At 43.8% G+C, this 14,035-nt stretch carries 14 protein-coding genes; 8 read left to right on the top strand and 6 right to left on the bottom strand.

Translation table 11 applies throughout. The annotated features are described in order from the left end of the window. Positions 1–3: 3 nt before the first annotated feature. Positions 4–618 (bottom strand): NAD(P)H-dependent oxidoreductase, encoded by a 615-nt coding sequence (locus OCV44_RS15320; RefSeq protein WP_139685831.1) that lies wholly within the window; start codon positions 616–618, stop codon positions 4–6. 303 nt (positions 619–921) lie between these two features. On the opposite strand from OCV44_RS15320, the gene OCV44_RS15315 reads away from it, so the two are divergent. Together OCV44_RS15315 and OCV44_RS15310 are read left to right on the top strand one after the other, a co-directional pair. Continuing rightward, entirely contained in the window at positions 922–1,998 is a 1,077-nt protein-coding gene (locus OCV44_RS15315; RefSeq protein ID WP_139685832.1) for a threonine aldolase family protein, read from the top strand. A gap of 524 nt (positions 1,999–2,522) precedes the next feature. Beyond that, positions 2,523–2,957, top strand: coding sequence for a YccF domain-containing protein (locus OCV44_RS15310; RefSeq protein ID WP_017075771.1), 435 nt, complete (start codon positions 2,523–2,525; stop codon positions 2,955–2,957). A 120-nt stretch (positions 2,958–3,077) separates the two neighbouring features. Here the strand turns inward: OCV44_RS15310 and OCV44_RS15305 are convergent, their stop codons facing one another. Then, positions 3,078–4,001: a hypothetical protein gene (locus tag OCV44_RS15305; protein ID WP_139685833.1), complete on the bottom strand. Its 924-nt coding sequence runs from the start codon at positions 3,999–4,001 to the stop codon at positions 3,078–3,080. A gap of 237 nt (positions 4,002–4,238) precedes the next feature. After that, on the bottom strand, positions 4,239–5,387 hold the full coding sequence (gene yiaY / locus OCV44_RS15300) for an L-threonine dehydrogenase (protein WP_009845589.1): 1,149 nt from the start codon (positions 5,385–5,387) through the stop codon (positions 4,239–4,241). 639 nt (positions 5,388–6,026) lie between these two features. Here yiaY and yjjG point away from each other — a divergent pair. Both yjjG and yddG read left to right on the top strand, forming a co-directional pair. Beyond that, a complete protein-coding gene (gene yjjG, locus OCV44_RS15295) occupies positions 6,027–6,701 on the top strand; it encodes a pyrimidine 5'-nucleotidase (RefSeq protein ID WP_139685834.1) in 675 nt (224 codons plus the stop codon). A gap of 173 nt (positions 6,702–6,874) precedes the next feature. Next, a complete protein-coding gene (gene yddG, locus OCV44_RS15290) occupies positions 6,875–7,801 on the top strand; it encodes an aromatic amino acid DMT transporter YddG (protein WP_139685835.1) in 927 nt (308 codons plus the stop codon). A gap of 25 nt (positions 7,802–7,826) precedes the next feature. On the opposite strand, the gene OCV44_RS15285 is transcribed toward yddG, so the two are convergent. Then, positions 7,827–8,723, bottom strand: coding sequence for a cation diffusion facilitator family transporter (locus OCV44_RS15285; protein ID WP_139685836.1), 897 nt, complete (start codon positions 8,721–8,723; stop codon positions 7,827–7,829). 374 nt (positions 8,724–9,097) lie between these two features. On the opposite strand from OCV44_RS15285, the gene OCV44_RS15280 reads away from it, so the two are divergent. Further along, complete coding sequence (locus OCV44_RS15280; protein ID WP_139685850.1) at positions 9,098–9,448, top strand: hypothetical protein; 351 nt, start codon at positions 9,098–9,100, stop codon at positions 9,446–9,448. Positions 9,449–9,509: 61 nt separating this feature from the next. Here OCV44_RS15280 and OCV44_RS15275 read toward each other — a convergent pair whose 3' ends face one another. Continuing rightward, positions 9,510–10,388 carry a LysR family transcriptional regulator gene (locus OCV44_RS15275; RefSeq protein WP_009845583.1) on the bottom strand — a complete coding sequence of 293 codons (879 nt, stop codon included), beginning with the start codon at positions 10,386–10,388 and terminating at the stop codon, positions 9,510–9,512. A gap of 161 nt (positions 10,389–10,549) precedes the next feature. Between OCV44_RS15275 and OCV44_RS15270 the strand changes: the two genes are divergently transcribed. Continuing rightward, on the top strand, positions 10,550–11,149 hold the full coding sequence (locus OCV44_RS15270) for a class I SAM-dependent DNA methyltransferase (RefSeq protein WP_139685837.1): 600 nt from the start codon (positions 10,550–10,552) through the stop codon (positions 11,147–11,149). A 75-nt stretch (positions 11,150–11,224) separates the two neighbouring features. On the opposite strand, the gene OCV44_RS15265 is transcribed toward OCV44_RS15270, so the two are convergent. Beyond that, positions 11,225–11,365: a hypothetical protein gene (locus tag OCV44_RS15265; protein WP_170213750.1), complete on the bottom strand. Its 141-nt coding sequence runs from the start codon at positions 11,363–11,365 to the stop codon at positions 11,225–11,227. Between the two features lie 133 nt (positions 11,366–11,498). Between OCV44_RS15265 and OCV44_RS15260 the strand changes: the two genes are divergently transcribed. Beyond that, the gene (locus tag OCV44_RS15260) at positions 11,499–13,064 is read left to right on the top strand and encodes a YjjI family glycine radical enzyme (protein WP_139685838.1); all 1,566 of its coding nucleotides are present in this window, start codon (positions 11,499–11,501) and stop codon (positions 13,062–13,064) included. Positions 13,065–13,120: 56 nt separating this feature from the next. Then, positions 13,121–14,035, top strand: coding sequence for a YjjW family glycine radical enzyme activase (locus OCV44_RS15255; RefSeq protein WP_139685839.1), 915 nt, complete (start codon positions 13,121–13,123; stop codon positions 14,033–14,035).

Raw genomic sequence — 14,035 nt, 5'->3', positions numbered from 1 at the left:
GATTTAACCTCTGCTCATCAGTTGATCAACGTAATGATTTAGCTTTTCAGCCTTACTTGCTTTTTTAAGGTCGACTTCGCCAGCAACAAACGCTTCTAAAAGCACTTTATAGCTGTTTACGTGATCTTGAATCCGGCCTTCTTCCAACGCAGTACGTGAACCAAATAAAGCCAATGGGGCTAAGTAGTTCATGCCGCACAAGGAAGCAGTTTGCTCGATTGGATGAAGCAGTTCACGTATGGTGAAGTGGTTATAACCGTCAGTCTGATAAGCATCTTTCTTGCCGCCAGCGGTGATACTGCATAACAAGCTTTTACCTTGCAGTTCATTACCGTCGGTGCCGTAAGCAAATCCGTACTCTAGGACGAGGTCTTGCCACTCTTTAAGAATCGCGGGTGTTGAGTACCAATATAGTGGGAATTGAAAAATGATGATGTCATGGTCCAATAGGCGTTTTTGTTCACGGTCGATGTTGACCTTGAATGTCGGATACTCAGCATAGAGGTCGACACAGGTAACTCCGTTAATGCGCTTGGCTTGTTCAAATAAGGGTTTGTTAGCTTCAGAGCGATGCTGAGAAGGGTGGGCGAATAGCACCAAAACTCGATTTTTTGACATATAACCCTCTTTGTCCATTAACGAATAATATTTATTGGAATTATAGATATACAATAATAGAAGATTGGTTGAACAACAACGAATTAGCCCATACTTATCTATTTAGATGCGTGTGTTTTTAGGCACTTAATTATATAAAACATCCGTCAATTTGAGTATTTCCGTCACAAGCCGTCGATGACTGAGTAAAACTAATTATTCACGAATAGTAAAAGCGAATATGGGCATTTTATGTCACCGTTGGTGGGTAACGTAAACAATCCAATAACCCTACATAGAACAACAATGAATAAAGGAAAAACTATGAGCATGGACTTGCGTCAACAATGTGATTTGTTGCTTTCCGGTCACCGAGAACCGACTCCAGCACAAACATTCGCTCAGATGGCTGAATGGTGTAAGACACACAATGTGCGCCATGATAGCTACGGTGATGGTGAGTTTATCGAGAGTTTCGAAAACAAAGTCGCGGAACTGCTCGGCTATGAAGCGGCCGTATTTGTGATTACCGGCACCATGAATCAACCCACAGCATTAGAAATTGCGTGCCAAGAGAAAAGAACTCCAGTAGTGGCGATGCATGAATCTAGTCATATTATGCGTCATGAACGCCAAGGGTATCAGCTCCAAAACCGCTTCAACGTACTGCCTGTTGGTAATGTATTTCGCACTTGGAATGTCGACGACTTAAAGGCTTGGCCTGATGAAATTGCAGCCGCTCTATATGAATTACCCATGCGTGAAATCGGCGGCCAATTACCTGAATGGGATGAGCTTGAAGCGATCAAGCACTACTGCAAAGAACAATCGATTCACCTTCATATGGATGGTGCACGTTTGTGGGAGTGCGGAGCGTATTACCAAAAGCCTTATAGCGAGATTGCGAAGGGTTTCGATACGGCTTATGTTTCGCTCTACAAAGGGTTAAACGGCCTTGGTGGTTCACTATTATTAGGTGATAAGGCTTTTGTAGAAAAAGCTTCAGCATGGATGAAGCGACAAGGCGGTAATGTGTACCATAGAACGCCTTATGTGGTATCGGCGGCCATGCAGTTTGACCAACGACTCGAGTTAATGCCAGCTTTGTATGATCGTACTAAGCAGCTTTACCAAATCTTATTGGATTACCCTCAATTCAAAGTGAACCCGCAGCAACCGCAGGTCAACATGCTTCACCTATATTTACCTGTCAGCTATGAAGACGGCATTATTGTGAGAGATAACATAGCGAAGAAACACAAGATTTGGATAGGAAATCCAGCGATCAGTGAGTTGCCAAACCAATGCAAGATTGAATGGTATGTAGGGGATAACTTACTAAATTTACCAGATCATGAGCTGATCGACGTTCTAGATTTTATTAGCGAAGAGCTGATTTGATTAACGAAGAGCTGATTTGGTCACGGAAGAGTTGAGTTGATTACAGAAGAGCTGACTGAAGAAAAACTGATCTAATTGGAACTGAAATGGATATGGGAAAGGGTTCCTATATCCATTTATATAGCTAGGATGTCCGGCTCTGTTACATATACTGGTTGATGTACACGTCGACTAAGAACATGAACACTGGGACTGTGCTGAGAAGTCCGAAGAAGACGATTGGCACCCAGTTTTTCATTTTCTTTTTAGGTTGCTCAGTGTTGTTCATAAATTCGGCCTTCAATTAGTTGTTGTAGCTATTGTAGCTGTTTAGCTTTGTGGTACTAAAAATCTAAGAGCATGGTATCAAATAAAATCGATGATCCCTATGCGGATTTGGCGTTTCGTGGTGTGTATCAATCACAGGAAATGTAGGTGATTCATAATCGGTTCATAAAGACTCAATAATAATGAACCTATTAGAACAAGTATTGCCTTACTCGGCATATGAAATAAACAGTATTCAAAGATTTGGAGAAGACAACATGAGAACAATAGGAAACATCATTTGGTTTCTGTTTGGTGGCGTATTTATGGGATTGGCATGGTGGTTCTTCGGACTGCTCGCATTCCTCACCATCGTTGGTATTCCATGGGGTAGAGCGTGTTTTGTAATGGGTAACTTCTCATTCTTCCCATTTGGTCAAGAAGCGATTTCACGTGATGAATTGACCAATGAAACTGACATCGGGACCAGCCCACTTGGTATGATTGGTAACATCATTTGGTTCTTATTTGCTGGAATCTGGTTGGCGATTGGTCACATCATGTCAGCAGTAGCGTGTTTCATTACTATTATAGGTATTCCGTTTGCGATTCAGCACCTTAAGCTCGCGGTTATCTCATTGGCGCCAATCGGTAAAACCGTTGTCGACAAGCGTGAAGCAGAAGCGGCACGAGTAAGAAACTACAAGGGTTAAGACTACAGCTTAAGCCTAATATAGAACTGAAAAAGCACATCACATGATGTGTTTTTTTTGTGTCCATGTATTTATCTCACGATGCCCGCCTCTCACAAACACTCACTAGATACTGTTCCACTAGACATTGTTGAACAAGACTTCAAGCCTAAGGGTGATGTTGGCTTCTTCGGTGTGTTTCTCATAGGGCTCTCGTTCCCATTGATAGCGCGGAATCAATTCGTAGAACAGCCACTCTTTCCAAACGTTTTCTCGGTAGGTTATCGACACTTGTGAATATTCGTAGTGGTTATACGGTTCGCTGGTTGCTGTGATCGTGGCGCTGTATTGTAGAGCTTGGTCTTGAGAAAGGTAGTGATACAAAGTTAGCCCCGTACCATACTCCCAGCCTTTAAAGTCGTCGTTATAACCTGCAAAGTTCGACCATCGTGCTAAGAAGTCATCACTCAAAGAAAGATCAAAATCGATATCAGTGATCTCGCCAGTTTCTTGCTTTTCTTGATACACACGTTGGGTCAGCCTGAATACGACATCGGTGGTGAGAGGGTAGGTAAAGCGATAACGAGCTTCAATCCTCGGGCGCAGTGTCGCTTTGATATTGAAGCTACTGTAACCCTTGGCATAAGCATCGTAACGTAGGCCGAGTGCGCTCTCTAATTCCTCTGAATCTTGCGGAAAGAAATCGAAGAACTCTTCATCGCTGACAGATTCGTAGATTAATTTTAGGCGCTTACTCGCAAAGGGAAGATGTAAACGTGCGTTGAGCTTGGTTGAGTAGTCGACGTCACCACCTTCTGAGTAAATAAAATCGTTGTACCAACGCACCGAGGTACCAGCTCTGGCATCTTCGGTAATGCGATCATCGACAAAGAAGCTATCGAACCAGAGTGCGGGTTGGCAAAATTTACTGTTCAGGAAATGGTAAGCCTTTTCGACTGGGGCGTCTTCTAACGGCTGACTGTGACACTCATTTTGTTCCTCTGCTTGAGCTGAGTGTACAACGAGTGAAGCTAATAATGAGGTGCTAGCTATCCAACGACTCAATGGAACCTATTTGTTAGTCTATATATCAATAGTTTGACTATAACCAAGCGATCGCAACAATGCGACTTTTTCGTGGTGAGTCGCTATTGATTAACGGTTCTAGGGCGTGGGGAAGGTAAAGATTTGAAAGGTATCGGACAGATAAAAGAAAACGGGCTCAGAAGGTGAGCCCGTTTGTTTAATCATTGGTTGTTAGCAAGAGTCTTGTGTTTCTAGCTCGAATAACTTGTCGCTAGATTACATTGCCGCTTCGAAGATCGCTGAGATTTCTTCGTGAGTTGCTTGTTTAGGGTTAGTGAAACCACAAGCGTCTTTTAGTGCGTTGTCAGACAGAGTCGGGATGTCTTCTAGTTTCGCACCAAGTTGCGCGATACCAGTTGGGATGTTCACGTCATTTGCTAGTTGAACAATCGCGTTGATAGCTGCTTCTGCGCCTTGCTCTGCTGTCATACCTTCAACATTCACACCCATTGCTTTTGCCACATCACGTAGACGCTCAGGGCAAACTTGCGCGTTGTAGCGTTGAACGTGTGGCAGCAAGATAGCGTTACATACACCGTGTGGAAGGTCGTAGAAACCACCTAGCTGGTGCGCCATTGCGTGAACGTAGCCAAGAGAAGCGTTGTTGAATGCCATACCAGCCATGAACTGCGCGTAAGCCATTTGCTCACGAGCTTCAATGTCTTCACCGTGTGCAACTGCTGTTCTTAGGTGCGCTTGCACAAGTTCAATTGCTTTAATTGCTACAGCGTCTGTAATTGGCGTTGCTGCGATAGAAACGTAAGCTTCGATTGCGTGCGTTAATGCATCCATGCCAGTTGCAGCAGTTAATGATGCAGGTTTAGCTAGCATTAATTCAGGGTCGTTTACTGAGATAAGCGGTGTTGTGTGCTTATCAACAATAGCCATCTTAATGTGACGAGCTTCGTCAGTAATGATGCAGAAACGCGTCATTTCAGAAGCCGTACCTGCTGTTGTGTTGATCGCAATTAGAGGCATCATTGGCTTTTCAGACTGATCAACGCCTTCGTAATCTGCAATCTTGCCACCGTTAGAAGCAACCAGAGCGATGCCTTTTGCACAATCGTGTGGCGAACCACCACCGAGAGAAACAACAAAGTCACAATCGTTGTCAGTCAGTAACTCTAGACCATCGTTCACGTTCGTGATGGTTGGGTTTGGTTGAGTGCCGTCGAATACAACTGCGTCTACGCCACGCTGGCTAAGGAGGTCTTGTACCTGCTTAACTACGCCAATTTGGTTAAGGATCTTATCTGTTACGATAAGACCTTTTTTGAAGCCTTGAGACTGAATGCTATCAGCAGCATCCTTCAAACAGCCAGTACCCATGAAGTTGATTGTAGGGATATAAAATGCAGTAGACATTGGAAAACTCCGTTAATTATGATTTTTTATTTCCTACATGTTGTCGGCATTCAAGTGGTCGACCATTGATCTGGAACAATTTTGATTCCGAACTACCACTTTATGGCTAGTTGTTGTGATGGGGCTCATATAGCAATCGTTTTTATGGTTTCCTGGTGTGTTCTTTGTCAGTAATGGACAGTGCTAGATTGACTAAATAACAAGCAGAATTTCGTTTATATCACTATGAAAAGTAAGGCTTTTAATCAAAGGTTTCTCTAGTTATCTTGTGTCTACTTTTTATCGGAGTCATCACTGCATTGAACTTGAGGCTCTTGTACTTCTTCAGACTCAGCCTTGTCCTCTGGCTCCTCGTCATAGTATTTGACAAGAAAAGGGGTGAGCATGACAGATGACGGTAAAAAGTGCTTCATAATACCTCCCGGTACCTATGTGTATTTCTTGTATGGTATTGGTTTAATATGTGGCAAAATTTGCGATACATCATGACTTGTTGCTTGTTTTCTATAAATTCTTAGAACTATATACAGGCTCACAAAATTGAGAGTAAAGTGATGCTCCGCCCTTTGAGGGCAATAATAAAAACCAACACAAAAACAACGCAGACACTGCTCAACAGCGCGAATAGTAGGAAATAAAATGAAGTACGATTGGATATTCTTTGATGCAGATGAAACCTTGTTCCACTTTGATGCTTTTCGAGGAATGAAGCTGATGTTCTCCCGTTTTGGTGTGGATTTCGGCGAGCAAGATTATGCTGCTTATCAGAAGGTTAATTTACCACTTTGGGTCGATTACCAAGATGGTCGCATTACTGCTGACCAATTGAAGCACACGCGCTTCGAAAGCTGGGCTGAAAAATTAGAGACAACAACCGCTGCTTTAAACAGTGCATTCCTAATGGCGATGGCGGATATCTGTTCTTTGTTACCGGGTGCACAAGAGTTAATGGAGTCTTTAAAAGGCAAAGTGAACATGGGCATCATTACTAACGGCTTTACAGAGCTTCAGTCTATCCGTTTAGAGCGCACAGGAATGACGGATTACTTTGATCACGTGATTATTTCTGAAGAGGTTGGGGTCGCTAAACCGGATACCGAGATTTTTGAATATGCGCATAAGCTGGTTGGATTGCCATCAAAGCAGAGAGTATTGATGGTCGGAGATAACCCACATTCAGATATTTTAGGTGGGCTAGATTTTGGCATCGAAACGTGTTGGTTAAACAGCCAAGAAAAGGCAACGCCAGCGGGTATTAACCCACACTATCAGGTTAAGTCTCTGGCTGACCTGCAAGCACTTTTGTTGGCATAACAGCTAAGTGCTAACTGCTTTTAGATTCTTGAGTGAATGATTGATAGCCGAGTACAGTTATGTGCTCGGCTACTTATTTTTACTTACTGCAACTTATCGATAGTGGTGTTTAAGCCTACCTTTGCTTTAAGCTCGCTTTGACTACCCAATTACAATAAAAATAAGGAAGAGGCGTGCTGAAATCTCATCGCCATAGCTGCTACGGCATTGCTGCCATTTTACTTTGGAGCTGCTTAATTGCGCTGTCTCGTAGCGTATCAGAACAACTGGGCCCAATTGGTGGCGCAGCCAGTCTTTATACGGTGAGCTCACTTTTGTTGGTCTGTGTTATGGGGTTACCTAAGCTATCGCGCTTCTCTAAATCGTATTTGATGATCGGTGGTGCCTTATTCGTTTGCTACGAGATCTTCTTGGTTCTGGCTTTAGGAATGGCAAATAGTCGACATCAAGCCTTAGAAATGGCCGTTATCAACTATCTATGGCCTGCACTAACGGTGTTGTTTGCGGTATTGCTGAGCGATAAAAAGATCAACTGGTTGGTTTATCCAAGTATCGTCTTGGCGTTCTTTGGTGTGGCTTGGAGTATCAGCGGCGATCAAGGGCTTTCTGTCGATCAAATCGCGGCTAATATTGCGACGAATCCTAAAACCTATTCGATGGCATTCTTCGGCGCGATTATTTGGGCGGTGTATTGTAATTACACCCAACGTGTTGCCAAAGGTCAGAATGCGATTGTGCTTTTCTTTATCGCTACCGCGGTCACTTTGTGGATCAAATACGCATTGAGTGATGAAACCGGTATGGTGATGACTTCAAGTGCTGCAATTGACTTAGTACTTGCTGGGGCTTGTATGGGGGCTGGTTACGCGCTTTGGAATACGGCGATATTGGGTGGCAATATGGTCTTCCTCGCCACTATGTCTTATTTCACGCCTATCTTCGCGACCTTACTGTCTTCTATGATTCTAGGCTTGTCATTGAGCATGAGTTTTTGGCAGGGCGTTTGTATGGTGACGATCGGTTCACTGGCTTGCTGGTGGGTAACCAGAGACAAAAAGCCGACGGTTAAGGCGTCGGCTTCTGAAGAGGTTCAGTCTTGAGTGTTGAACTTAAGAGAGAATGCTCTTAACTCGCGATATTGAGGTTCAATTGAAGCTCATATGGCATCTTCGATAGGCGTCGCTTAAGTTGGCGGCGCGTACGTTCAATATCATCGACCGCAATCGCTTGTTGGTCGTTGGTATGAATATCAACGTTGATTCTTAATTCAGGACCAACCTTAGTCACACCCATTAGCTCCAAATCTTGATCCGCATCTTTGTCTACAGCGACAACATTCTTATCTACCGCGTCACAAATGTCTTTGGTTGCCGACATCATTAGCAGCTCACGCATTGCTTCTCGTAACATGTCGAACGGCACTTTGATGAAGTAGAAAGACATCAGCAACATCATCATTGGGTCGGCATATACCGCGTATTCAGCAAACGGAGAGTAATCCACCAACCAAGCAACAACGAAACCTGCCGTAACTGCCACACTCAAAAGCGTATCCATTTGCCACTGCTTTGACTCAGCTTGAATCAAACCTGAAGAAATACGTTTGCTCTTGTTAGCGATGTACCACCAAGCGTAACCACAACCCAATACGTTGAAAATACCAAACAGAGTTGCGATAGAAGCATCGACTTCACGACCGCCAGTCATCAGAGCACCAATCGCAGAGTAAAGCGAATAACCGACCACAAGTAGAATCACAATCGCTTTAATCGCGATTACGATTGGCTCAATGATTGCTCGACCGAACGGGAACTCCCTATCCGATGGGCGATTAATGTATTTCGAAGCAGCTAGTGACAATAAAGTTAACAGTAAACTGATAAGAGAATAGACACCGTCAAATACTATGACTAGAGAGCCAACGAGAAGACCCAACACCAATCCGCCAATTGCGAAGCCTGATGCTAAAAGGGCTGAGAACAATAGTACTCGATTTTCGTTTTGGCTTTTCCTGTCACACATAATATTTTCCAGATGTTTTTGATAACTTCATTGTTCTAATATTGAGCTAGCTTTACAAACTTTATCTGATGACGTTTATATGTCGGTAACCCGTTTTATATTCAAGTTGTTATAATTCAATGGCTTAGCGGTATTCTTGGGTGTCAGTAAAATTGACGATGACTGTTTTTCAGGAAATGTGAAACTGACGTTAAATGGTTTATGATTAGTAAAACACATAGGTTGTGAAGGTCTCATAGTTTAGCCGTGTAAAGGATCAGGCTGTTAAGTTTACAGAAATCGCACTGAAACCTTACACCTTAAACTTGGGTTTGAACTTTGAATTTTGAACCTGATCATAGAGCCGAGCTGAATTTGAAAAGGAATGGATGAAGATGAAACTTGATGATCTCAACGATAGCGAGTTGTGGGTGATTGCTAACCCGATCATGGACAACTTGATGGAAGGTTCAACCAAGGTTGACCATGCTCAGCACTGCCGAGATTTTACGCAGCGCATGAAGGATATTGTGACGCCTGAGTATCTGGAAAAGGTGTGTCATCATTATCAGCACAGCAACGGATTTTTTGCTGAACGTGAACCAGTGGCGCTATTCAGACGCTCAGATTCCATCGCCTTTGTTTGGAAGCAAGCGTATACCATTGCGAAAGGTGAGTTTGTGGCAGAAATGGTGCTGGTTGAAGAAGACGGACGCTATTTAGTGGATCACGTGATGGTCTTCTAAAGAGAGGGCTTTTTATTTGTTAGATGATTTTAAGTGTCGAGATTGAACATTATCTGACACTTTAGAAATCAAACAAGTAATCGCTGATCTGATCCGCTAACCAATTCATACCTGGGTGTTCCGCCATACCTGCCGCGGTAAACATACAGTAGTCTTCTTGAGTCAGGCCATAAGTGTGCTTGATCACCGCCAGTTCTTGTTCACGCAATAAATGGCGTATCAATGGCTCAGGCATTACGCCCCATGCATCTTCTCGTAGAATCGTATCCAACATAAAGTCGAAGCTAGAGAAGCCGATGTATCGGCGAGAGAAGGGCTCAAGCTCAGGGTTATCTTTTTCATTGAGATAAACCATGGTCGCTTGCATCGAATTTCTCAGTACTTCATCCGACACTCTTCGCATCGCACTTAAATCATGTCCTTTCTTACATACCGACATCATTCGGATCTTGCCGAGTGGGTTGTAGATAATTCTTGGATCATCGACACGTTCGTAATCAACACCAAACGCAAAATCAACTTGCTGAGTTTCGACAAGATTAGCCAAGTCGCCACTTGAAGCCAGAACGAAGTTAAAAGAAGTGGAAGGGTATTTGTTGTTTAGGGCGTGAGATAAACTTTGCCACATTTCATCGGGTAGGGAATCGTCGCGTGCGATCCAAATCTCGGCGTTGAATTCACCCGAAACATGTAAGCAGGTTTGTTTAATACGCGCTGCCGTCACTAGCATTCCTTCGCAATCTTTGTAAATCGCTTTGCCCGCTTCAGAGAGTTCAACGTGGTTGCCACTGCGTACGAACAATTCGACATCTAACTCTTTTTCCAAGGCTTTGATCGACATGCTCAGTTTGGTTCGGTTGCATTCTAGCTGTCGAGCAGCTTCAGAGACTGACCCTAAATCAGCAACTGAACAAAAGGCTTGGACTTGAGAAAGGTTCATTTCATTTCCATATTGAGCGGGTGGCGGTGCATATTATCTGAATATTGTGCTGACTATCTTAGAAATAGTCCATCTTTGCATGATAACTCTATGACGAATTGACTAATTTGGTTTATTCTGGGGGCGTTCCGAACCTACAAGAAGTAAAGATGGAGGCCATGATGGCGAAACAATGGGACGAGTACGCACCTGATTGGGATAACGATCCCGCTACTGCTGTATTCGCACAGTCCGCATTTGACCAGTTAACACAGCTCGTTGATTTGAACGGAACCCGTGTCCTTGATTTTGGTTGTGGTACAGGATTACTCAGCCAGAAAATATCTCCTTTTGCAAAAGAGATCATCGCTCTCGATATCTCAGAAGGGATGATTGAAGAGTTAGATAAAAAAGAGCTGTCTAATGTAGAGCCGGTCGTTGATATCTTATCGCGCGGACTTGCAGCCCAACACCCAGCATTCAGAAATCAGTTTGACTTAGTAGTAGCCTCTTCGGTATGTGGCTTTATTCCGAACCTACAAGACACGGTCAGCCTTATTTATACTCTGTTAGAAAACGATGGGGTTTTTGTACACTGGGATTGGTACTTAGAAAACGACAGCGAAGATTTTGGGGTCAGCGAACAGCGCTCCCAGAATGTATTGAGCGCAGCAGGTTTTTCGATTGTTGAAGTCTCAACACCGTTTTCAATCGGCACCCCACAAGGTACTTTGAAGGTACTGATGGGTGTAGGCCGTAAACAAGTGCTTCCTCATTTGTAATCGTGTGTATGCCTGAGTTGGCATTTAGAGTACTCATTTAAAATACTAAACCCACATTAATGGCTTTAAGGTCAGTTATGTGGGTTTTCTATTTTTGGTCGTTTGTGTTTTAAACAGACGAGCTGGTGAGTGCTTTTTAGTATCTTCACTATCACTATCACTATCACTATCACTATCACTATCAACGTTAACCTCTCTACTTCCCATTTCTTTCATCGATAAGCTAATTCTCCGGTAAGTAATAAATCACTTATTTCCATTTTGGAAATATAGCCTTGCATACATTTCATTAGTGGAAATGTACGTGTGAGAGATAAAATAAGCCCATAAAAATATTAAGGGTTTAATCATGAGCCACCAACCTGCGTCATCTACAGCTTCACCACTTTCAGATCAACAACAACGCTTTAGCAATATCATTTCAGATGCCAACCTGTCCCCAAAACAGAAGTCGAGCTATCTTGCCTTAGAAGCTGAAGCCAGCCTGCCGTATATGCCGGTAAGCGATGAAGTAGAGCAAGCCTTACAACAAGGTGTGCTGTGTGACATGTTTGAAGGTCACGCCCCATTTAAGCCGCGCTATGTGCTTCCTGATTATTCTAAATACTTACATCAAGGCTCCAAGTATTTAGAGCTTAGCGCGGCAACTAATTTCGACGAAGCATTGAACATGCTAACCATCCTTTATCATCACGTTCCGTCTGTAACCTCAATTCCGGTTTACTTAGGTCAGTTGGACGATGTGTTGATGCCTTTTGTTGGCGATTTGACGGATGAGCAGGTATACCAAAAGCTGAAGCTGTTCTGGATTATGCTGGATCGCACGCTGCCAGATGCCTTCATGCACGTGAATATTGGCCCTAGTGACAACATTGTGTGCCGTACGGTTTTGCGCGTAGATGCTGAACTGAAGCAGATCGCACCAAACCTAACCTTTATGTACGACCCTGCAGTTACTCCTGATGATTTGCTTCGTCATGCGGCGAGCAACATCTGTGAATGCAGCAAACCGCACATTGCTAATTATCCTGCGCACGCTGCTGCGTACGGTGATAAACGTTTTGGTATCGTGAGCTGTTACAACTCTCTGCCTCTGGCGGGTGGTTCAAACACGTTAGTACGTATGAACCTCAAGCAAGTGGCTCTGAAATCTGAGGACAGCGTAGACTTCTTACAGCAAGTATTGCCTAACTACAGCAGCATCATGATCGAATTGATGAACGCACGTAGTCGCTTCTTACATGAAGAGTCTAACTTCTTCGAGGGCTTCTTAACCAAAGAAGGTCTCATTGAAGAAGATCGCTTTGCGCCAATGTTTGGTATTTATGGCATGGCTGAGGCGGTTAACATCTTAATGGAAAAAGAAGGCAAAGCAGGGCGCTATGGTCACGATGAACAAGCAAATCAGTTAGGCCATCGTATTTCTGAAAAGTTGGCTGAAATCGTTGAAAGCTCTGAAGTGAAATATGGGTTGGAAGGTAAGGCTTTGTTACACGCTCAAGGTGGTATCAGCTTAGATGAAGATGTGACGCCGGGTGTTCGCATCCCTTACGGAACAGAACCGGATCCAGTTTCTTACGTTCGTGCGACGGTTGGTCACCATAAGTTCTATACGTCGGGTATCAGTGACATTCTGACCATCGACGAAACAGTGAAATCAAATCCAGAAGCGATGTTCAACCTGTGTAAGGGCGCGATTCAAGCGGGTTACCGCGAGTTCACAGCTAACGTAGCATCGAACGATTTGGTTCGTGTGACGGGTTACATGATCAAGCTGTCTGATATTGCTAAATATGACGAGCAAGGTTCACGCACCAATACTACTTTTCTTGGTGCTGAAGCCGCTAAAAATACGGGCATTCTAGAGCGTAAGCCACGCGTGGCAAGCTTAGAGATGTCGCCGACATACGAATAGCTTTAACGTGCGTGCGTTATGTGTGTGATGCGTTTCGAATGCGAACAATGTGAATTATGAAAATTTCTGATCTAACAACTCAAATGGCTAGGGTTAAAAATAATAAGACAGAAAAACAAGCGAAGGTCAGCCGTGTGCTGACCTTTTCTTGTGTTGATGGACCCGGAAATCGCTTGGTGCTGTTCCTACAGGGATGCAATTTCGATTGCATCACTTGTCACAACCCTCACACCATCAACCACTGCAACCATTGTGGAGATTGCGTGAGTGGCTGCCCGAGCAGTGCCCTGAGTCTTGTGGAAGGCAAAGTGAAATGGGATCCGGTAGCGTGTACCGACTGTGATCAGTGCATCGATACCTGTGATCATAAGTCGAGCCCAAAAATCACCACGATGACAGTATCCGAGGTACTTGAACTGGTTAGGCACAATCAATTCTTCTTGAGTGGTATTACCGTTTCAGGTGGCGAGGCGACCATGCAATTACCGTTTATCATCGAGCTATTTCAAGCGATCAAAAGCGACCCGCAATTGGCACACTTAACGTGCTTTATTGATAGTAACGGTTCGTTGTCGCTGCAAGGATGGGGCAAAGTGTTACCTTACCTTGATGGCGCGATGATCGACCTAAAATCATGGCAATCTGAAACGCACCAATGGTTAGTGGGTAGAGGAAACCATCGAGTGTTTGATACCATCAACTACTTAGCTGATAAAGGTAAGTTACATGAAGTCCGGTTGCTGCATATTCCTAATAAAAGTGACCTAGATATCGAGGTAGAGCAGGTCGGGTATTACTTGAAGGGGTTGCCAAGTGATGTTCGAATTCGGTTAAATGCGTTTCAACACCATGGGGTAATTGGCGAAGCGTTAGATTGGCCGAAATGCACCGAACAACAAATGCAAACTTTTCACGATAAGCTCTACTCAATTGTTCAAAGGCCAATGCAAACACCTGAGGTTTATACCTAA

This window comes from Vibrio tasmaniensis, from assembly GCF_024347635.1.
GTDB classification, from domain to species: Bacteria; Pseudomonadota; Gammaproteobacteria; order Enterobacterales; family Vibrionaceae; genus Vibrio; species Vibrio tasmaniensis.
The sequence above is the reverse complement of the archived record's forward strand: the minus strand, read 5'-3'. Positions and strand labels throughout refer to the sequence as shown.

Excerpts from the sequence above, each read along its gene's own strand:
- yjjG (WP_139685834.1), top strand. The coding sequence starts at position 6,027 with ATGAAGTACGATTGGATATTCTTTGATGCAGATGAAACCTTGTTCCAC.
- OCV44_RS15275 (WP_009845583.1), bottom strand. The coding sequence starts at position 10,388 with ATGAACCTTTCTCAAGTCCAAGCCTTTTGTTCAGTTGCTGATTTAGGG.
- OCV44_RS15270 (WP_139685837.1), top strand. The coding sequence starts at position 10,550 with ATGGCGAAACAATGGGACGAGTACGCACCTGATTGGGATAACGATCCC.
- OCV44_RS15260 (WP_139685838.1), top strand. The coding sequence starts at position 11,499 with ATGAGCCACCAACCTGCGTCATCTACAGCTTCACCACTTTCAGATCAA.
- yiaY (WP_009845589.1), bottom strand. The coding sequence starts at position 5,387 with ATGTCTACTGCATTTTATATCCCTACAATCAACTTCATGGGTACTGGC.
- OCV44_RS15285 (WP_139685836.1), bottom strand. The coding sequence starts at position 8,723 with ATGTGTGACAGGAAAAGCCAAAACGAAAATCGAGTACTATTGTTCTCA.
- OCV44_RS15310 (WP_017075771.1), top strand. The coding sequence starts at position 2,523 with ATGAGAACAATAGGAAACATCATTTGGTTTCTGTTTGGTGGCGTATTT.
- OCV44_RS15280 (WP_139685850.1), top strand. The coding sequence starts at position 9,098 with ATGAAACTTGATGATCTCAACGATAGCGAGTTGTGGGTGATTGCTAAC.
- OCV44_RS15265 (WP_170213750.1), bottom strand. The coding sequence starts at position 11,365 with ATGAAAGAAATGGGAAGTAGAGAGGTTAACGTTGATAGTGATAGTGAT.
- OCV44_RS15315 (WP_139685832.1), top strand. The coding sequence starts at position 922 with ATGAGCATGGACTTGCGTCAACAATGTGATTTGTTGCTTTCCGGTCAC.
- OCV44_RS15255 (WP_139685839.1), top strand. The coding sequence starts at position 13,121 with ATGAAAATTTCTGATCTAACAACTCAAATGGCTAGGGTTAAAAATAAT.
- OCV44_RS15320 (WP_139685831.1), bottom strand. The coding sequence starts at position 618 with ATGTCAAAAAATCGAGTTTTGGTGCTATTCGCCCACCCTTCTCAGCAT.